The organism is Alphaproteobacteria bacterium (assembly GCA_015231795.1).
In the GTDB taxonomy this organism is placed as follows: domain Bacteria; phylum Pseudomonadota; class Alphaproteobacteria; order Rhodospirillales; family WMHbin7; genus WMHbin7.
The window spans coordinates 2,154-21,454 of sequence record JADGAX010000005.1 but is presented as its reverse complement, the minus strand read 5'-3'; the positions used below and the strand labels follow the sequence as shown (position 1 = coordinate 21,454).

At 62.5% G+C, this 19,301-nt stretch carries 18 protein-coding genes; 16 read left to right on the top strand and 2 right to left on the bottom strand.

All coding sequences use genetic code 11. From position 1 onward, the window contains the following. Positions 1-45 precede the first annotated feature (45 nt). From HQL44_11440 to HQL44_11420, 5 genes are read left to right on the top strand one after another with little or no spacing between them, the layout of a single operon-like run. Positions 46-1,314, top strand: a complete 1,269-nt coding sequence (locus HQL44_11440; GenBank protein MBF0269194.1) for a replication-associated recombination protein A — start codon at positions 46-48, stop codon at positions 1,312-1,314. Next, a complete protein-coding gene (crcB, locus tag HQL44_11435) occupies positions 1,311-1,697 on the top strand; it encodes a fluoride efflux transporter CrcB (GenBank protein ID MBF0269193.1) in 387 nt (128 codons plus the stop codon). Before HQL44_11440 ends, crcB begins: the two co-directional genes overlap by 4 nt. Further along, positions 1,694-2,671, top strand: coding sequence for an RluA family pseudouridine synthase (locus HQL44_11430; protein MBF0269192.1), 978 nt, complete (start codon positions 1,694-1,696; stop codon positions 2,669-2,671). Before crcB ends, HQL44_11430 begins: the two co-directional genes overlap by 4 nt. 9 nt (positions 2,672-2,680) lie before the next feature. Continuing rightward, positions 2,681-3,535, top strand: coding sequence for a hypothetical protein (locus HQL44_11425; GenBank protein ID MBF0269191.1), 855 nt, complete (start codon positions 2,681-2,683; stop codon positions 3,533-3,535). Next, positions 3,528-4,478: an FkbM family methyltransferase gene (locus HQL44_11420; GenBank protein MBF0269190.1), complete on the top strand. Its 951-nt coding sequence runs from the start codon at positions 3,528-3,530 to the stop codon at positions 4,476-4,478. Before HQL44_11425 ends, HQL44_11420 begins: the two co-directional genes overlap by 8 nt. On the opposite strand, the gene ubiG is transcribed toward HQL44_11420, so the two are convergent. After that, complete coding sequence (gene ubiG / locus HQL44_11415) at positions 4,456-5,214, bottom strand: bifunctional 2-polyprenyl-6-hydroxyphenol methylase/3-demethylubiquinol 3-O-methyltransferase UbiG (protein MBF0269189.1); 759 nt, start codon at positions 5,212-5,214, stop codon at positions 4,456-4,458. The two genes, HQL44_11420 and ubiG, sit on opposite strands and share 23 nt — an antisense overlap. A gap of 146 nt (positions 5,215-5,360) precedes the next feature. Here ubiG and HQL44_11410 point away from each other — a divergent pair, with 146 nt between their 5' ends. The 11 genes from HQL44_11410 (at position 5,361) to HQL44_11360 (ending at position 18,358) form a co-directional block, all read left to right on the top strand. Continuing rightward, complete coding sequence (locus HQL44_11410) at positions 5,361-6,581, top strand: aspartate kinase (protein ID MBF0269188.1); 1,221 nt, start codon at positions 5,361-5,363, stop codon at positions 6,579-6,581. After that, positions 6,581-7,630, top strand: a complete 1,050-nt coding sequence (locus HQL44_11405) for a nitronate monooxygenase (GenBank protein ID MBF0269187.1) — start codon at positions 6,581-6,583, stop codon at positions 7,628-7,630. The genes HQL44_11410 and HQL44_11405 overlap by 1 nt, the downstream gene beginning before the upstream one ends. A gap of 1 nt (position 7,631) precedes the next feature. Beyond that, entirely contained in the window at positions 7,632-9,893 is a 2,262-nt protein-coding gene (gene ptsP, locus HQL44_11400) for a phosphoenolpyruvate--protein phosphotransferase (protein ID MBF0269186.1), read from the top strand. Positions 9,894-9,939: 46 nt separating this feature from the next. Further along, entirely contained in the window at positions 9,940-11,184 is a 1,245-nt protein-coding gene (locus tag HQL44_11395; protein ID MBF0269185.1) for a DUF4115 domain-containing protein, read from the top strand. A 43-nt stretch (positions 11,185-11,227) separates the two neighbouring features. Next, a complete protein-coding gene (gene ispG, locus HQL44_11390) occupies positions 11,228-12,340 on the top strand; it encodes a flavodoxin-dependent (E)-4-hydroxy-3-methylbut-2-enyl-diphosphate synthase (GenBank protein ID MBF0269184.1) in 1,113 nt (370 codons plus the stop codon). Then, complete coding sequence (locus HQL44_11385) at positions 12,340-13,593, top strand: histidine--tRNA ligase (GenBank protein ID MBF0269183.1); 1,254 nt, start codon at positions 12,340-12,342, stop codon at positions 13,591-13,593. The genes ispG and HQL44_11385 overlap by 1 nt, the downstream gene beginning before the upstream one ends. 6 nt (positions 13,594-13,599) lie before the next feature. Continuing rightward, on the top strand, positions 13,600-14,844 hold the full coding sequence (locus HQL44_11380) for a glutamyl-tRNA reductase (protein MBF0269182.1): 1,245 nt from the start codon (positions 13,600-13,602) through the stop codon (positions 14,842-14,844). Continuing rightward, the gene (gene prfA, locus HQL44_11375) at positions 14,841-15,905 is read left to right on the top strand and encodes a peptide chain release factor 1 (protein ID MBF0269181.1); all 1,065 of its coding nucleotides are present in this window, start codon (positions 14,841-14,843) and stop codon (positions 15,903-15,905) included. Before HQL44_11380 ends, prfA begins: the two co-directional genes overlap by 4 nt. Further along, entirely contained in the window at positions 15,902-16,753 is an 852-nt protein-coding gene (gene prmC, locus HQL44_11370; GenBank protein MBF0269180.1) for a peptide chain release factor N(5)-glutamine methyltransferase, read from the top strand. Before prfA ends, prmC begins: the two co-directional genes overlap by 4 nt. Positions 16,754-16,954: 201 nt before the next feature. Further along, on the top strand, positions 16,955-17,389 hold the full coding sequence (locus HQL44_11365; GenBank protein ID MBF0269179.1) for a DUF4167 domain-containing protein: 435 nt from the start codon (positions 16,955-16,957) through the stop codon (positions 17,387-17,389). A gap of 21 nt (positions 17,390-17,410) precedes the next feature. Then, on the top strand, positions 17,411-18,358 hold the full coding sequence (locus HQL44_11360; GenBank protein MBF0269178.1) for a hydroxyacid dehydrogenase: 948 nt from the start codon (positions 17,411-17,413) through the stop codon (positions 18,356-18,358). On the opposite strand, the gene HQL44_11355 is transcribed toward HQL44_11360, so the two are convergent. Next, positions 18,346-19,212: a hypothetical protein gene (locus HQL44_11355; GenBank protein ID MBF0269177.1), complete on the bottom strand. Its 867-nt coding sequence runs from the start codon at positions 19,210-19,212 to the stop codon at positions 18,346-18,348. The genes HQL44_11360 and HQL44_11355 overlap by 13 nt on opposite strands. Positions 19,213-19,301: the final 89 nt, after the last annotated feature.

The following is a 19,301-nucleotide window of genomic DNA, read 5'->3' as shown; positions in this document are numbered from 1 at the left end:
TTCGAACGCCAAGTCCAGCGCCCGCTGGCCGACCGCTTGCGCCCGATGAATCTGGGCGAGGTGGTGGGCCAGGACCATCTGTTGGCCAAGGAAGGGCCGTTGGGCCGCATGGTGGCGCAGCGTCGGCTGACCTCGATCATCTTGTGGGGGCCGCCCGGCTGCGGCAAGACCACCATCGCCCGCTTGCTGGCCGAGCATACGTCGCTGATCTTCGAACCTTTGTCGGCGGTCTTCTCGGGCGTCGCCGACCTGCGCAAAGTGTTCGAAAGCGCCAAGGGGCGGCGTCAGATGGGTCAGGGCACCTTGTTGTTCATCGACGAAATCCATCGTTTCAACCGCGCCCAGCAAGACGGCTTCCTGCCCTATGTGGAAGACGGCACGGTGATTTTGGTGGGCGCCACCACCGAGAATCCCAGTTTCGAACTGAACGCCGCCCTTTTGTCGCGCTGTCAGGTGCTGGTGCTCAAACGCCTGGACGACGACGCCCTGGAAAAGTTGTTGGTCCGGGCCGAGACGGAAGAAGGCCGTCCCCTTCCCCTGACGCAAGATGGCCGCAGCGCGCTGCGCGCCATGGCGGACGGCGATGGCCGCTACATCCTGAACATGACCGAGGAAGTGTTCCGTCTGCCGCCCGAATCGAAATTGGATGTGGCCGGTTTGGCGGGAGCGGTGCAAAAGCGCCTGCCCTTGTACGACAAGGCGCAGGAGGGTCATTACAATCTGATCAGCGCGCTGCATAAAAGCCTGCGCGGTTCCGACACCGATGCCGCCCTTTACTGGTTCGCCCGCATGCTGGCCGGCGGCGAAGACCCTAAATTCATCGCCAGACGCCTGACGCGTTTCGCGGTCGAGGATGTGGGGCTGGCCGACCCCAACGCGCTTCCCCAAGCCATCGCCGCCTGGGAAGCTTATGAGCGTCTGGGATCGCCCGAAGGGGAACTGGCCCTGACCCAATTGGTGATCTATCTGGGTACGGCCCCTAAATCGAACGCCGCCTACAAGGCGGAAGGTGCTGCCAAGCGTGCCGCCCGCGAGACCGGCTCGCTGACGCCCCCCATGCATATCCTGAACGCGCCGACGCGCATGATGAAGGATCTGGGCTATGGCGACGGCTATGCCTATGACCATGACGCTCCCGACGGCTTTTCCGGGCAGAATTACTTTCCCGACGGCATGCGCCGTCAGCGCTTCTACAACCCCGCCGAGCGCGGCTTTGAGCGCGAAATCAGGAAACGCCTGGACTATTGGGACCGCCTGCGCGACAAACGGGGCCAGGAAAAACAGAATCAAAGTGGAAGCAAGGAAGAGCCATGACCCCCAACCTGATCTTTGCCGTCGCAGCCGGAGGGGCGCTGGGTTCAGTGGCCCGCTATCTGTCGATGATCGCGGCAGGCGCTTGGCTGGGCGCGGCCTTTCCCTGGGGAACGCTGATCGTGAATGCGCTGGGTTCCGCCGTCTTGGGCCTGATCATCGAAGGTTCGGCGCTGCGCTGGAACATCGGCGAGGAATGGCGCGCCTTTCTGACCGTCGGCGTGCTGGGCGGCTTTACCACCTTCTCCACCTTTTCGCTGGACGTGGCGGTGCTGATCGAACGCCACGAGATGATGAATGCGGCCCTGTACATCGCCGCCTCGGTTTTTGCCAGCGTGGGCGCCTTGTTCGCTGCCATGATCTTAGTTCGTCAGGTGATGGCATGAGCGTCGAATTCGTCACCGTCGAAGCTGCCGAATCCGACCTGCGCCTGGATCGCTGGCTGTCGCGCCATTATCCCGGTCTGACCCATGGCCGGATCGAAAAGTTGCTGCGCACCGGGCAATTGCGCATCGATGGCGGCAGGGCCAAGGCCAATCAGCGCTTGAATGCGGGACAGGTGGTGCGCGTCCCCCCCCTGGGCGATCTGGCAGCCCTTCAATCAGCGCCCAAGCCAGCACCCCGCATGAAGGAAAGCGACGCCCTGGATTTGCGCAGCCGCGTTCTTTACATGGACGACGACATCATCGCCATCAACAAGCCCGCCGGTCTGGCCGTGCAGGGCGGCACGGGAACGACGCACCACCTGGACGCCATGCTGGACGCGCTAAAATACGATTATGAGGAACGTCCGCGTCTGGTGCATCGCCTGGACAAGGACACATCGGGCGTTCTGGTGCTGGGCCGGACCGCTCAGGCGGCGTCGCGCTTGGCCAATGCCTTCAAGCACCGCAGCGCCCGCAAGACCTACTGGGCCTTGGTGGTCGGTTGTCCGCTGCCGCATGAGGGCGAAGTTGACGCTCCCTTGTCCAAACGGCCGGGCCGCCTGGGCGAGAAGATGGACATCGACGAGGAAGAAGGGCAAGAGGCGGTCACGCTGTATCGGGTGCTTGACCATGCGCACAACAAGGCATCCTGGCTGGAGCTGAAGCCCTTGACCGGGCGCACCCATCAATTGCGCGTGCATTGTTTGGCGCTGGGCTGCCCCATTCTGGGCGACGGCAAATATGGCGGCCCCGAGGCCTTTCTTCACGGCTCGGGCATCAGCCGCAAATTGCATCTGCATGCAAGGTCGCTGGAACTGCCCGCCCATGGCGGCAAAAGCCTGATCATCGAGGCCCCGATCCCCGAACATTTCGCCCAAAGCATGGCCTTTTTCGAGTTCGAAGCCTCTGTGGCGAAGCCCAGAAGAAAAGGCTAGAATTGCGCCATGAGCAAGAAGCGCCTTGTCACGCTGGCGCTGGGCGACAAGCACCGGCAGGTTTTCGCGCGCGTGCGCCCTGGCTGGGAAGCCTATGCCGCCCAACACGGCTATGAGCTGATCGTTTTTGAACGGCCCCTAGACGACGCCGATGGTCGGTCTCCCGCTTGGCAGAAATTGCTGATCCTCGACCAGCCGGAAACAAAGGATGCCGAGCGCGTGGTGTGGCTTGACTGCGACATCGCGATCAATCCCCTGAAGGCCCCCGACATCGCGCTGGGTGTGCCCATCGAAAAAGTGGGGGCGGTGGGGCGCGCCAACTCCTGGCCGCCCGCTTGGGACAAGGTTCTGGCCGAGGGCGTCGCCGATATGAGCCAGGCCCTGGCCTGGAAAGAGGGACGGGCTGAACCCGCCTTGCAAAGTTCCGGCGATTATTACGCCGCCTATGGGCTATCGGACGTGGGCGAGATGGTCAATACCGGTGCTTTGGTCCTGTCGCCCGCCCATCACCGCCCGCTGTTTGCCGAGTTGTACAAGCTGCCGGGCGCGCCAGACCCTTTGAACCAGTACGAACAGCCGCATTTGTCGCATGCGTTGGTGTCGCAGGGACTGCTGCATCCCCTGGATCGGCGCTTCAACCGCCTGTGGTTCGACGAGATGTGCGCGCTTTATCCCTTCTTGCTCTATCAAGACCCCAAGGATCCGGGCTGGGAATCCCTGGTGCATCTGTGCGTCCAGGCGGCTTATACCAACAGCTACGCCCTGCATTTCGCGGGCTGCGTGCAGTTTCTGGGCTATTGGCGCAGCGATGTGCAAGATTGGCGCGATTTCGCAAAGCTGTTCCAAGGAAATCCCCATGCTTGAACGCGTCAATCCCGATCCCCGCTTCGTGCAGGAGATCGCGAAGGAAGGTCTTCTGGCCGCTTCCCCGCTGGTGGTGGTGGATGTCGGCGCATCGGGCGGCTTCTGGCCTTTCTGGTCCCATTTTGGAACCCATCGGCGCATGATCGGCTTCGAACCCGACGCCAAGGAATGCGCCCGCTTGCGCGAAAGCAAGGGGATGGAAGTCTATCCGGTGGCACTGGGGGCCAAGCCGGAACAGGCGGTTTTTCACCAGTTGCGCAATCCTTGCTGTTCGTCCTTCCTTGAGGTCAATCGCGAATACTGGGCGCGCTTTCCCTTGGGCGACACACATCTGGAAGTCGGAAAATCGGTGGTCGATATCGCCGATCTGGATGGCGTGGCCGCCGACAACGGCCTGGAAACCGTCGACTTCATCAAGCTCGACACCGAAGGCACCGAACTTGACGTTCTGAAAGGGGCGGCGGGTTTGCTGGAGAATGAGATGCTGGGCGTCCAGGTCGAGGTGGCTTTCCAGCCGATCCATCACGGACGCCCGCTGTTCGGCGAGGTCGACGCCTATCTGCGTGACAAGGGGTTCGCCCTTTTCGATCTATCCCCCTGGCGCCATGCCAGAAAGACCCTGCCGCCCATCGACGGCTACGCCGCGGCCCCTTCGGCCTATGGCCAGGTCGTGTGGGGAGAGGCGCTATATTTCAAAGACTTGGCGGCGGAAATCGGCAAGGGCCAGCGGCCTTTGGCCTCGAAGATCGTCAAGACGGTGGCGATGTTCGATCTGTTCATGCTGCCCGATTGCGCCATCGAATTATTGGAAGCGGCGATGGAAGCCGGACTGCTCGAACCCAGCTATCAGGCCAGGAAGGAACTGCTTGTGCCAACGTTGCTGGGGCGACGCCTGCCGCTGGATTCCTGGCGAGTGCTGTTCAACGCGCTCCCGCAGATTTAGCGCCAAAAATCAGGTAGTTGACGTCCAGGTCGCGGGTGGGCGACCAGCGGTCGAACAAGGGATTGTAGGACAGTCCTTGCAGGTTCGTGACCGCAATGCCCGCCTGGCGCAGGAAGCCCGTGAATTCCGAGGGTTTCAGGAACTTGTTCCAGTCATGCGTGCCGATGGGCAGCCAGCGCAAGATGACTTCGGCACCCACGATGCCCATCAGATAGGATTTGGTGGTCCGGCTGACCGTGGCTCCGGCAAAGGCCCCGCCGGAGGCCAGCAATTGTCCGGCTTCCAACAGCAACAGGCCCGGATCGGGCACATGCTCCACGATCTCCATCGCCAGCACGACATCGAACCGCTTGGATTCTTTCAACAATTCATCTGTGGTGGCGGCCCGGTAGGTGATCGACAGCCCCGCTTCCTCGGCATGGGCTTGGGCGGCGGCAATGCTTTCCGCCGCGGCGTCGATGCCCGTGACCTCGAAGCCCAGCCTAGCCAGGGGTTCGGCGATCAAGCCGCCGCCGGTGCCGACATCCAGAAGCGTTAGGCCGCTGAAAGGGTTGGGCGATTCTGGGTCGCGGTCGAAATGCCCAGCCAGTTGCGCCTTCAGAAAGGCCAGCCGGGCGGGGTTCATTTTATGCAACGGCTTTAAGGGGCCTTCGGGGTCCCACCAGCGTTGGGCCAGCTTGGCGAAGCGGGCCACTTCATCGGGGGCGACGGTGGGGGCGTCTAGGGTGCCGCGCATGGAAAAACCTTTGATTCTAGCCTTGGCCGGGCTTGCCACCCGCACCTTCTGGGGGTATGTATAGCCGCCTTTCGGCAAGCCGCAAAACCTAAGATTTTTGCTCTCCGGACTGACGGTCGGGGAGGGACAGCAGGGAACTATTGCTCATGGCGCGTATCGTTATGAAATTCGGCGGCACATCGGTGGCCGATGTGGAGAAAATCCGCAATGTGGCCAAGCGCGTCAAGCGCGAGTCCGAGGCTGGCAACGAAGTGGCGGTGGTGGTGTCGGCCATGTCGGGCGTCACCAACCAGTTGGTGGCCTATGTGAATGAAGCGGCCAAGTTGCACGATGCCAAGGAATATGACGCGGTGGTGGCCACCGGCGAACAGGTGACGATCGGCCTGCTGGCCATCTGCCTGCAGGAAATGGGCGTCAAGGCCAGATCATGGACCGGCTGGCAGATTCCCTTCCATACCGACGGCATGCACGGCAAGGCCCGCATCATGTCGATCGACACCAAGGAGATCGAGGCCCGCATGAAGACCGGCGAAGTCGCCGTGGTGGCGGGCTTCCAGGGTCTTGGCCCGGACAATCGCATCAGCACCCTGGGCCGCGGCGGCTCGGACACGTCGGCCGTGGCGCTGGCCGCCGCGCTGAAGGCGGATCGTTGCGACATCTATACCGATGTGGACGGCGTCTACACCACCGATCCCAGGATCGTGAAGACCGCCAAGAAGCTCGACAAGATCACCTATGAAGAAATGCTGGAACTGGCTTCGGTGGGCGCCAAGGTTTTGCAGACCCGCTCGGTCGAAATGGCCATGAAGCACCATGTGCGGGTTCAGGTGCTGACCAGCTTTGCGGACATACCCGGAACACTCGTTTGCGATGAGGATGAGATCGTGGAAAAGGCACTGGTAAGCGGCATCGCCTATAGCCGCGACGAAGCGAAAATCACTCTGATCGGCGTGGCCGACAAGCCGGGCGTCGCCGCGGGCATTTTCGGCCCGCTGGCGGATACCGCCATCAATGTCGACATGATCGTGCAGAACGTCTCGCACGACGGCAAGACGACCGACCTGACCTTCACGGTGGGCAAGGCCGATCTTGAGAAGACCAAGAAGGTGATCGAGGAGGCCAAGGCCAAGTTCGGCTACAAGGAACTGGTGGCCGACGGCAACGTGGTCAAGGTGTCGGTGATCGGCGTGGGCATGCGCAGCCACGCTGGCGTGGCGCTCACCATGTTCCGCACCCTGGCCGAGAAGGGCATCAACATCCAGGTCATCTCGACTTCCGAGATCAAGGTCAGCGTACTGATCGCCGAGGAATATACCGAACTGGCGCTGCGCGCGCTGCACACCGCCTTCGATCTCGACGCGGCGTGATGGACATGGAGATGTCGCCCATGCCTCGCCAGATCCTCGACCGTCTATGGGAGAAGGGGCGCGCCTTTCTGGGCACGGAGATGGCCATTCTGGGCGGCGCCATGTCGTGGATTTCCGAACGCAATCTTGTGGCGGCGATTTCCAATGGCGGCGGTTTTGGCGTGATCGCCTGCGGCTCGATGGGACCGGACCTGTTGGCCGCCGAGATCGCGGCGACCAAGACGCTGACCGACAAGCCCTTCGGCGTCAACCTGATCACCATGCACCCCCAACTGGACGAACTGATCGATGTCTGCGGGGCGGCCCAGGTCAGCCACATCGTGCTGGCGGGCGGCCTGCCCAGTTCGGCGGCCATCAAGCGGGCCAAGGATCATGGCGCCAAGGTGGTCTGTTTCGCGCCTGCCTTGGTGCTGGCCAAGAAGCTGATCCGCTCGGGCGCCGACGCGCTGGTGGTCGAGGGCGCGGAAGCGGGCGGCCATATCGGTCCGGTTTCCACCAGCGTTCTGGCCCAGGAAATCCTGCCCGAAATCAGGGACGTGCCGATTTTCGTGGCGGGCGGCATCGGCAGGGGCGAGGCCATCTTGTCCTATCTTGAAATGGGCGCGGCGGGCTGTCAGTTGGGCACGCGTTTCGTTTGCGCCACCGAATGCGTGGCGCATGCCAACTTCAAGAAATCCTTCATCCGGGCGAGCGCTCGCGAAGCCCAACCCAGCGTGCAGATCGACGCCGATTTTCCGGTCATTCCGGTCAGGGCGTTGGCCAACAACGCCACCAAGCGTTTCATGGATTTCCAGCAGCAAGTGATCGGTCGCTTCAAGAACGGCGAATTGGCCAAGGACGCGGCGCAGCTCGAGATCGAACATTTCTGGGCGGGAGCGCTTAAGCGTGCCGTCATCGATGGCGACGTCGAGAACGGATCGCTGATGGCGGGCCAAAGTGTCGGCATGGTCACGCGTGAACAGCCCGCCGCCGAGATTCTGGCCGAATTGGTTTCTCAGGTCGAGGCGGCGTTGGCTGCCCGTCACGGCCTTATCCAGAAAGCGTCTTAGCATGCCTTCCGTCGGGACCGGCGTGTCCCGGCGGCTTTTGGGCCGCCTTCGGGACGTCATGGCGGGATCGGGTTCGGCGGAAGAGCGTCTGAACCGCACGGTCGGCCTGATCGCGGAAGGTTTGAAGGCGGATGTGTGCTCCTGCTACGTCCAGCGCGCCGGCGAAGTGCTGGAACTGTTCGCCACCAAAGGCCTGTTGGCCAGCGCCGTGCACGCCACGCGCCTGCGGGTTGGCGAGGGCCTGGTCGGCCTGATCGCGGCGCAGGCCAGTCCGATGGCCTTCGCGGACGCCCAAAACCATCCCGCCTTCGCCTATCGCCCCGAAACCGGCGAGGAAATCTACCGCTCCTTGATGGGCGTTCCCATCTTGCGCGGCGGGCGCGTCATCGGCGTTCTGGTGGTGCAGAACAAGACGCAGCGCAATTATTCGGAAGAAGAAATCGAGACGCTGGAAACCGTGGCCATGGTGCAGGCCGAGTTGGTGGCTGGCGGCTTGGTGCCCAAGGAAGAGCAGATCGCCATCGACGGCAACGCACTGTTGCCGTTGCGCATCGAAGGCGTTCGCCTGAATGCGGGCATCGCCATCGGCGCAGCCGTCATCCATCGCAGCCAGATCAGCGTTCAGCGTTTGGTGGCCGAAGATTCCGAGACCGAGTTGAATCGGTTCAAAGGCGCTCTGACAGCCATGCACAATCAGCTGGATGCGCTGCTGAATTCCGCCGACATGGAGGCGGGCGGCGAACATCGCGACGTCATCGAAACCTATCGCATGTTCGCCCAGGATGCGGGCTGGATTGGGCGGATCGCCGAAGCCATTCAAGGCGGCCTGACCGCCGAGGCCGCCGTTCAGAAGGTGCATGACGACACCAGGGCGCGCATGAGCCAAGTCAGCGATCCCTACATCCGGGAACGCCTGCTCGATTTCGAGGACCTGGCCAACCGCCTGACCCAGCATTTGGCGGGCAAGGCGGGCGTGACCCAGGAATTGCCCGACGAGGCCATTCTGATCGCCCGAACGCTGGGACCCGCCGAACTGCTGGATTACGACCGCAAGAAGCTGAAGGGGCTGGTGCTGGAGGAAGGCTCGCCCACCATGCATGTGGCGATCATCGCGCGTGCGCTGGACATTCCGGTCATCGGGCGCGCCGAGGGCGTTCTGACCCGCATCGAACCCATGGATCTGGTGATCGTCGATGGCGATTCCAATCAGGTTTTCGTGCGCCCAGGCGAGGACATCGTGGCCGCCTTCAGGGCCAATGCCGTGCTCAGGGCTGAGCGTGTCGCCGCCTATGCCGCGGAGCGGGACGATCCGGTCGTCACCATCGATGGAACGCAGATAGGCCTGCACATCAACGCCGGTCTGCTGGCCGACCTGCATTTCATGGAATCCAGCGGCGCCTTGGGCATCGGATTGTACCGTACGGAAATACCCTTCATGGCGCGCCATGAATTGCCCGATGTCGAGGCGCAAACCCAGATTTACGGCAAGATCTACGAAATGGCCAAGGGCAAGCCCATCGTCTTTCGAACGCTGGATGTCGGCGGCGACAAGGTCTTGCCCTATTGGAATGGCGCGCCCGAGGAGAACCCAGCCATGGGCTGGCGTTCGATCCGCATCACGTTGGATCGCCCGGCGGTGCTGCGCCAGCAATTGCGCGCCTTGATACGCGCCGCCCAGGGCCGCCCGCTGTCGGTCATGTTCCCCATGATTTCCGAAGTCTCCGAACTGGACAAGGCCCGCGACCTGTTGGACCGCGAACTGGCCCGCGAGATTGCCAGGGGCACGCCCCGGCCTGAACGGCTGCGCGTCGGCACCATGCTGGAAGTTCCTGCCCTGGCCTTCCAGACGGACGCCCTTTTGAAGCGCGTCGACTTCATTTCGGTGGGCAGCAACGATCTGGTGCAGTTTCTGTTTGCCTCGGATCGCGGCAATCCGCGCCTGAGCGAGCGCTACGACACTTTGGCGCCTTCGGTCCTGGCCTTTCTGAAACGTCTGGTCGATGCCTGCCGGTCCAAGAACGTTCCCATAAGCCTGTGCGGCGAAATGGGCGGCCAGCCGGTGGACGCCATGGCCCTGATTGGCATCGGTTTTCGCAGCCTTTCGATGCATGTGCCCTCGATCGGCCCGATCAGGCGCATGGTCCGTTCGCTGGAACTGGCGCCCTTCCAATCCTATCTAGATGAGATTCTCGAGCGCCCCGACCGCTCGCTGAGGCTGATGCTGAAAGCCTATGCGAGGGACCATGGGGTGGATATCGGCTGAAATTCTTGCTAAACAAGAATAGGCAAGTGGCGAAAGGTGCATGGCCGTGAGCGATACCGAAGAACAGACAGCCGAACAGCAGGCAAGACAGGCGCCGTCCTCCAGCGTGGGCGCTCTCTTGAAGGCCACGCGCACGCGCATGGGCCAAGACCTGAAGCAAGTGTCGCAGGCCCTCAGAATCCGCCAGCTGTTCTTGCAGGCGATCGAGGATGGCCGTTACGAGGATTTGCCCGGCCCCACCTATGCCCTAGGCTTCGTGCGCAGTTATGCCGATTTTCTGGGCCTCGATTCCGAAGAGGTGGTGCGCCGCTACCGCGCCGAAACCTCGGGCGCCGCTACGTCCAAGAAAGAACTGGTGTTTCCATCGCCGGCCAGCGAAAGACGCCTGCCCAGCGGCGCATTGGCGGCGGCGGCTTTGGCCTTGGGCGTTCTGGTCTATGGCGGCTGGTACGCCTTCTCTTCGGCCAACCGTCCGGTGGCCGAATCCGTTCCCGAAGTCCCCGATCAGTTGGCCAAGTCGGATGACGCCGCCAAGAAGGACGAACGCGCCGAAGAGGCGTCAAGCCCCAGCCCGGCCTCGCCGCCGCCTGCCGTGACCGAGGCCGCGAAGCCGGTCGAAAAGCCCGCGGAAAAGGCCGAGGCGAAACCGGTCGAGCCCGCGATGCCCAAGGTTGAACCGGTCCCGGAGAAGAAGGCGGAACCGGCGCTTGCCAAGCCCGAGGCGGTCGAAGCCGCAGCGCCCAAGAAGCCCGAGCCGCCGCGCATCGAGCCGGGCAAGCCGGGCGCCTTGACGCCCGGACAGACGCCGATGCCCTTGCCGTCCAGCCAGGGCATGGGCGGATTGGCGATTTCCGCCCAGCCTAGAACGGCGATGCAAAGCGAAATGAAAACGCCTGCTTCTCCGGCGTCAACCGGACCGGCGGCCGCCCAACCCGCTCCGGCCCCGGCGCCTGCGGGCGAGGCCAATGCGCCAAGCGACGAGGCATCGCGCTCGCCAAAGGTCTATGGGCAGACAGAAGGCGAAGTGCGCGTGGTCTTGAAGGCCAACTCGGACAGTTGGATTCAGGTGCGCGACGAAAAGGGCAATCTGGTGGCGACCCGCCTCATGAAAAAGGGCGACACCTATCGCGTTCCCACCGGCATGGGCAAACTGTCGTTGACCACCGGCGATGCCGGGGCGCTTTCGGCCAGCGTTGACGGCGCATTGTCCACGCCCAGCCTTGGCCCTTCGGGGTCGGTCAGGCGCGACATAGCGCTCGATCCCGAACGCATCAAGGCAGGCAATCCCTAAACGCTAAAAGGCGCAGGCGTCTGCGTCCGGAGCTTCTGACGTCATGAGTCTTCGTCCCTACCGCTTCATTCAACGCCGTGCAAGTCGGCGCATTCAGGTTGGCCCCGTCGCGGTCGGCGCGGGCGCTCCGATCAGCGTGCAATCCATGACCAACACGCTGACCTCGAACGCCAAGGCCACCATCGACCAGATTCGGCGCATGGAAGAGGCGGGCGTGGACATCGTTCGCGTTTCCTGCCCCGACGAGGAATCGACAGCCGCGCTGGCCGACATCGTGAAGGCGGCCAATGTGCCCATCGTGGCCGACATTCATTTTCACTATAAGCGCGCCATCGAGGCGGCGAAGGCCGGGGCGGCCTGCCTGCGCATCAATCCCGGCAATATCGGCGGCCAGGACAAGGTGCGCGAAGTGGTGAAGGCGGCCAGGGATCACGGCTGCTCGATCCGCATCGGCGTCAATGCAGGCTCGCTGGAAAAGCATCTGCTTGAGAAGTTCGGCGAGCCGACGCCCGCCGCCCTGGTGGAAAGCGCCTTGGAACACGCCCAGTATCTTGAAGACGAGGATTTCCACGACATCAAGATCAGCGTGAAAGCGTCTGACGTCTTCCTGGCAGTGGCCGCTTACCGCGGCCTGGCCAAGGCCTGTGACTATCCTTTGCATTTAGGCATCACCGAAGCGGGGGGCTTGCGTGCAGGCACCGTGAAATCGGCGATCGGCATCGGTGCTTTGCTGTGGGAAGGCATTGGCGACACATTGCGCGTTTCCCTGTCCGCTGACCCGGTGGAAGAGGTCAAGGTCGGTTTCGACATTTTGAAAACACTCGATCTGCGCCATCGCGGCGTGCGCATCGTTTCCTGTCCCACCTGCGCTCGTCAGGGTTTCGACGTGATCAAGACCGTTGAAGTGTTGGAAAATCGCTTGGCCCACATCGCCGAGCCGGTGTCGCTGTCGGTCATCGGCTGCGTGGTCAACGGCCCCGGCGAGGCCAGGGAGACCGACATCGGCGTCACCGGCGGCGGGGCCGAGGCGCACAAGGTGTATATCGGCGGCAAGCCCGATCACAATATTGATGAAGAACATTTGGTCGATCATCTGGTCGAATTGGTCGAAGCCAAGGCGGCGCAATTGCGCGCTGAAAAGAAAGGAGCAGCCTGATGGCGGCGCTACAGCCCGTTCGCGGCACCCACGATCTGTTGCCCGACGAAGCTAGGCGTCACCGTCATGTCGAGGAACGCGCCTTCGCCATCACCTCTCTCTACGGCTTTGGCGAGATCGTGACGCCCATCTTCGAGTTCACCGACGTTTTCGCCCGTACGCTGGGCGACACGTCCGACATCGTGACCAAGGAGATGTACACCTTCACCGACAAGGGCGGCGATTCGCTGACCCTTCGTCCCGAGGGAACGGCAGGCGTGTGCCGCGCCTTCATTTCGGGCGGACTGGCCCAGCATCTGCCGTTGAAACTGTTCTATCGCGGTCCGATGTTTCGCCACGAACGTCCGCAAAAGGGGCGCCTGCGCCAGTTCCATCAGGTGGGGGTCGAGCTTCTGGGGGTCGAAAAGCCCGATGCCGATGTCGAGGTGATCGCCATGGCGCGCCACCTGCTCGACGATCTGGGCATCGGAAGCCACACCACGCTTGAAATGAACACGCTGGGCGATCTTGAAAGCCGCGAAGCCTATCGCAAGGAACTGGTCGCCTATCTGTCGGACCATCTTGGGGGACTGAGCGAGGACAGCCGCAATCGGCTTGCCAAGAATCCCTTGCGCATTCTTGATTCGAAGGACGAAGGCGACCGCAAGATCGTGGCCAACGCACCGCTTTTGTCGCAACATCTGAACGACGCGTCGCGCGACTTTTTCGCCAAGGTGCAAGAAGGACTGAACGCGCTGGACGTACCCTACGTCGTGAACGAACGATTGGTGCGAGGGCTGGATTATTACGGCCATACCGCTTTCGAATTCACCACCACCGCTCTGGGCAGTCAGGGCACGGTGCTGGCGGGTGGGCGTTACGACACGTTGATTTCCACCATGGGCGGGCCGCAAACGCCGGGCATCGGCTGGGCGGCTGGCGTCGAGCGCTTGTCGATGCTGTCGGCGGAACTGGGCCAGCAAATGGAACCTGCGCCCCGCCCCGTGGCCCTGCTGCCGATGGGCGAGGCGGCGCAACGACATGCGCTTAAATTGTCGGGCCAATTGCGCAGGCTGGGCATCGCCGTCGAGATGGGCTATTCGGGAAATCTGGGCAAGCGGATGAAGCGCGCCGACAAGGCGCGCGCCAGCACGGCGGTCATTCTGGGCGACGATGAATTGGCCAAGGGTGTGGCCACTGTTCGCGATCTTGACAGCGGCAGTCAGGAAGAAGTGGCCCTCGAGGCGCTGGTTTCACGCCTTCGCGGCAAGTAGGCGGACGTGGGCGAGGGACCTTCCCAAGACGCATTCGTTCTCGTCGGCGCCAATCACCGCTCGGCGCCGCTCAGTTTGCGCGACGCGCTCTTTGCGGAAGACGCCGACATACCGGCCATTCTCAATGACCTTGGCCTTGATCAGGCGATGTATCTGGCCACCTGCGATCGGGTGGAAATTATAAGCTACGGCGATCTTGAGACGCTGGCGCCGCGCATGCTTTCCTTTCTGGCCGACCGGGCGGGGATCGAGGCTGCGGCGCTTGAGCCGCAAACCTATGTGAAAAGCGGCGAATCCCTGGTCCGCCACTTGTTCGCCGTCGCCTCGGGCCTGGATAGTCTGGTCATCGGAGAGCCGCAGGTGCTGGGTCAGGTGAAGGCCGCCCATCGCATCGCCCGCGAGACCGGCAAGATCGGCCAGGAATTGGACGGCTTGCTGCAAGCCACCTTCGCTGCCGCCAAGCGCGTGCGCGGCGAAACCAAGATCGGCGAGCGTCCGGTTTCGCTGGCGGCGGCGGCGGTTGCCGTGGGGCGCGACATGTTCGGCGACTTCAAGAACAATACCGCCGTGCTGCTGGGCGATGGCGACATGGGCCAATTGGTGGCCGAAAGTTTCATCAAGGCGGGCGTTGGCCATCTTCTGGTGTCGGCGCCGCGCCCGGCCAGAGCCTTGGCGCTGGCCCGTCAGTTCGACGTTCCCAGCGCGCCCTATGACGATCTGATCTGGCTGTTGTCGCAGGCCGACGTGGCGCTCATCGCCCTGTCCGCGCCGCTGCCCGCCATCGATGCGCCCCGCGTGCAGGCGGCGCTGAAAAAGCGCAAGCGCAAGCCGATGCTGATTCTCGATCTGTCGATTCCCGGCGACGTCGATGCGGCGGTGGAGCGGGTTGACGACGCCTTTCTCTACGATCTCGACGATCTTGAGCGCGTGGCCGAGGAAGGCATTTCGCATCGCGTGCGCGAATCCCAGGCCGCCTGGACGTTGATCGATGAAGAAGTGGCCGCCTATCTGAAAGACCAGGCGGGCCGCGCGGCGGCACCCTTGATCGTGCGGCTGCGCAGCCATTTCGAGGCCGAGCGCGAACGCGCCCTGATCGAAGCCGGTGGCGACGCCGCCAGGGCGACCCAACTGATGATGAACCGCTTGCTGCACGCGCCCAGCGAGGCTTTGCGCGGCCAAGAGGCGCTGACGGCGGCCGAACGCCTGCTTGAGGAAATCTTCGGCCTTAAGGACGAGGAGAAGAACGGGTGAATCTGGATGCCAATCTCGACCGCGTGCTGATGCGCCATGATGAACTGGAGGCATCCTTGTCCTCCGGCCAGGTCGATGCCCAGACTTTTGGAAAAGTGTCGAAGGAACTGGCCGATCTGGTGCCGGTGGTCGAAGCGGTGAAGGCCTTTCGCAAGGCCAGGGCCGACATGGCCGACGCGGAAGCCATGATGAAAAGCGACGATGCGGGCATGCGCGAACTGGCCGGCGAGGAATATTACGCGCTCAAGGAATCATTGCCCGGACTTGAGCATCAGATGCGCCTGATGCTGCTGCCCAAGGACGAGGCCGACGAGCGCAACGCCATCTTGGAAGTGCGCGCGGGCACGGGCGGCGAGGAAGCCGCTTTGTTCGCGGGCGAACTGTTTCGCATGTATCAGCGATACGCCCAATTGCATGGCTGGCGGTTCGAGATTCTGGAAGTCAGCGATACCGGGATCGGCGGCATGAAGGAAGGTTCGGCAGAGATTTCAGGCCAGGGCGTGTTCGCCAGGCTTAAGTTCGAATCGGGCGTCCATCGCGTCCAGCGCGTTCCGGCCACCGAGGCAGGCGGGCGCATCCATACATCGGCGGCAACGGTGGCCGTATTGCCCGAAGCCGAGGAAGTGGACATCAAGATCGAAGACAAGGACCTGCGCGTCGATGTGTATCGAAGCCAGGGCGCTGGCGGCCAGCACGTCAACACCACGGATTCGGCGGTGCGCGTCACCCATCTTCCCACCGGCCTTGCCGTGGCTTGCCAGGAAGAGAAAAGCCAGCACAAGAACAAGGCCAAGGCGATGAAGTTGCTGCGGGCCAGGCTGTACGACATCGAGCGCGAAAAGGTCGATTCCGAGCGGGCCGCCAACCGCAAGACTCAGGTTGGATCGGGCGACCGCTCCGAACGCATCCGCACCTACAACTTCCCGCAAGGCCGGGTGACCGACCACCGCATCAACCTGACGCTTTACAAGATCGACCGCGTGATGATGGGCGAGCTTGAGGAAATCATCGACGCCCTGATTTCCGCGCATCAGGCATCGCGTCTGGCCGAGATGGAATGAACTGCTCGCAAGATATCCTGAAGGCGGCCAGTCGGCGCCTGGCGGCGGCGGGCGTTGAGGCGGCGCAGCTTGACGCCCGCTATCTTCTGGCTTTTGCGCTGGGCCTGCGCTTGGGCGAGTTGGGCCTGTCGTCGCGTCTTGACGTCGGGCCTGAGCAACAAGCCATTTTCGAAACGCTGCTTGGGCGCAGATGCCAGCGCGAACCCTTGCAGCGGCTGATCGGTCATTGGGACTTCTGGTCGCTGGATCTGATGATGGGCGAAGCCGGATTGATACCCCGCCCCGACAGCGAAACGCTGATCGAAGCGGTGATCGCCCATTGGCCCGAGCGCAGCCTGCCTTTGCAGGTCCTTGATCTGGGAACCGGCACGGGATGCCTTTTGCTGGCGCTCATCGCCGAATATCCGAATGCGACGGGGCTTGGCGTCGATAAGAATCCCGATGCCGTCCAATTGGCGGCGGCGAACGCGGCCAGGCTGGGTTTCGACGCCAGAACCCGCTTTCAAATAGGCGATTGGGGGCAGGGTCTGGACGGTTCCTTCGATCTGATCGTCTCGAATCCCCCCTATATTCCCAGCCGACAGATCGACGGACTTGAACCCGAAGTGGCGCTATATGAGCCACGCCTAGCGTTGGACGGCGGCGGCGACGGTCTGGCCGCCTATCGACGGATCGCTGTGGATTTGAAGCGGCTATTGGCCCCCAAGGGCATCGCCGTGCTGGAACTGGGGGCCGGTCAGGCCGCGGAGGTTTCCACTCTGCTGGGCGCTGCGGGCCTTGACCTTCTGGGGTTGCATGCAGACCTTGGCGGGGTGGAACGGGCGATTCTGGTCGAAAACCGAGGATAAGGCGAAAAAAACGGTTGGAAAACCGATTGCTTGGCGCTAGGTTGGGTTCATCAAGGCACGCGGCGTTGAGCCAGCTCCGGATGCGTGCAAGTGACCTCCAGCACCGCGGTTCGCTTTTCCAGCGCGACTGGCTTGCCGTTACGACCATTTCGGTCAAGGTGCGCGATAATTAGGGAAACCAAAGACTTGAACGGCCAACCGATGAACAATAAACGCTCTCGTGGACGCGGCCACGGGGGTCATGGGCACAATAATAACGGCAAGAAGCATATGCCGATGCGCCCGCAGACATTCGACAGCAACGGCCCCGACATAAGGGTTCGCGGCAATGCCCATCAGGTGCTGGAAAAGTATCTGCAACTGGCCAGGGATGCCCAGGCGGCGGGCGACCGCATCGCCGCTGAAAACTTCTATCAGCATGCCGAACATTACTACCGGGTCATCAACAGCATGAATCAGCAGGCGGGTCAGCAACAGCGCCGCCCCATGATGTCGACTCCAGCCGACGACCAGCCGCATATCGGCGATGAGAATGACGGCGAGGGCGAGGGCGAACAGGGCGTCGAGGCTCAGGGCGAAGCGACGGTCGAACCCATCGGCCGCAACCAGCCCGTCGAGCCAGTTTCCGTCGATTGATCGGTCGGGAAGAGGCGCCCCTTGAAGGTTCTCTTTCATTTCGAACCCGGCCCCGGCTTGGCGTCCAAGATCGCGCGTTTGGCGCATGAATCGATCGAGGTCGCCTTTTGCGCCGAAAGCGACGAGCAACGCTTTTCCCGCCTGTTGCCGGAAGCCGAAGTGCTGTGGCATGTGCTAAAGCCGGTGACGGCTCAAACCCTGGCCAATGCGCCCAAGTTGCGCTTGGTTCAAAAAATCGGCACTGGCCTTAACACCATCGATATCGAAGCTGCCCGCGAACGCGGCGTCGCGGTCGCCAACATGCCGGGAATCAACGCGCCTGCGGTTGCCGAAATGACCCTGGGCTTGATGCTGGCGGGTTTGCGCAGGCTGGCGGCGACCGATCGTTTGCTGCGCGAAGACGGGCGCTGGCAGATACCAGCCTCGGAACTTGAACATTTGTGCGAAGTGGGTGGGCGCACCGTAGGTCTTGTGGGATTTGGCGCCGTGCCCAGGCGCTTGGCGCCGATTCTGAAAATGATGGGCGCCAGGCTGCTTTATTGGACCCGTTTGCCCAAACCCGAGAACGAAGGCATCGCCGAGTGGCGACAGCTCGACTCCTTGATGGAAGAAAGCGACATCGTATCCTTGCATTTGCCGCTTAGCGACGGCACGCGCCATATCTTGAACCGTCGCCGACTTGAATGCATGCGCCAAGGCGCGCTGCTGGTCAATACGGCCAGGGGCGGCCTAATCGACGAAACGGCGCTGATCGATTTGTTGACGGCGGGCCGATTAAACGCCGCCCTTGACGTGTTCGAAGACGAACCCTTGCGCAAGAACCACCCGTTACTTGACCTTCCCAACGTCACGCTATCGCCGCATGCTGCTTGGTTGACGTCGGAAACCCTGGCCCGCTCGGTGACGGTGGCGGCCGAAAACTGCCGCCGCCTGTTGGCGGGCGAGCCGCTGCTCTATCAGATCGTCTGACGGTGCGGTCTTCTTTCCCGTGAGGGCTTCATTCCACCGCCCAAATGGCGATGGCGAGCAGGCTGAACAGGATGTTGCGGATAGACGCGCATATCCGCCTCTTTCATAAACTCCCTCTGCCGCTTTTCGAACTCGGCCTTGTAGGCCTCGGCGCTGCGCCAATAGCTTTTCTCGAAGTCCGGATCGCTGAAACGATTGGATTTCGCTTCACCCAACAGGCCAGCATTCTCCACCGGCTCGTCCATCCTGCGGGCTTGAATGATCTCGCCGCCCAGCGCCGTTGCAAGCTCGCGCTGGAAGAAGCGGGCGTGATCGGGATTGCTTTGCGAAACGCGCCCGATCATGTCGGCCACGTCGGCCCGACCGGTTTCTCCATTCGTCTCGATATGGCGTTTGAAGGTGGGAATGATGCCGCCGAAATCCTGCGTGCTGTTGATGAGGCGCGCCCAGTTGTCGTGCATGGCGCGTTTTTCGCTGTCGATGCGGCGAGCCGTCCATAACTTGCGCAGTTTTGGCAGGTCGCCCAACTCTGAGAAAGGGTCGGGCGGCTTTACGGGCCGTTGTAGTTGGCTCGGCTCGCCCAACAAGCCGCCCTGCAGACGCACAGGATTTTTGGGATGTTCCTTGGTCAGCGTCGAGACGATGGGATTGAGTTTGCGATCATCCTCGCCCATGTCGCCAAGCAAGCCGTTTCCGAGGGCTGATGTGGGTTTCTGGGCGGGAGTTTCCGCTTCCTGCATCTGCTGCGTCAGGGCGTTCGAGGGCGACAAATCCTGGCCGCTCCAGTTGCCGCCTTTGCCCGTCTCGGGCAGGACGAAGCTGTCATCGTTGTTGGCCGCCTTGCCCAGCGGCACGCCGGACGGGTTGTACGGTTCCCGGAGGGCAGCGCCTCCGTGACTGAATTGAATCCGCCCATGGCGGTCCTCCTTTGCGTTGGTGTGAG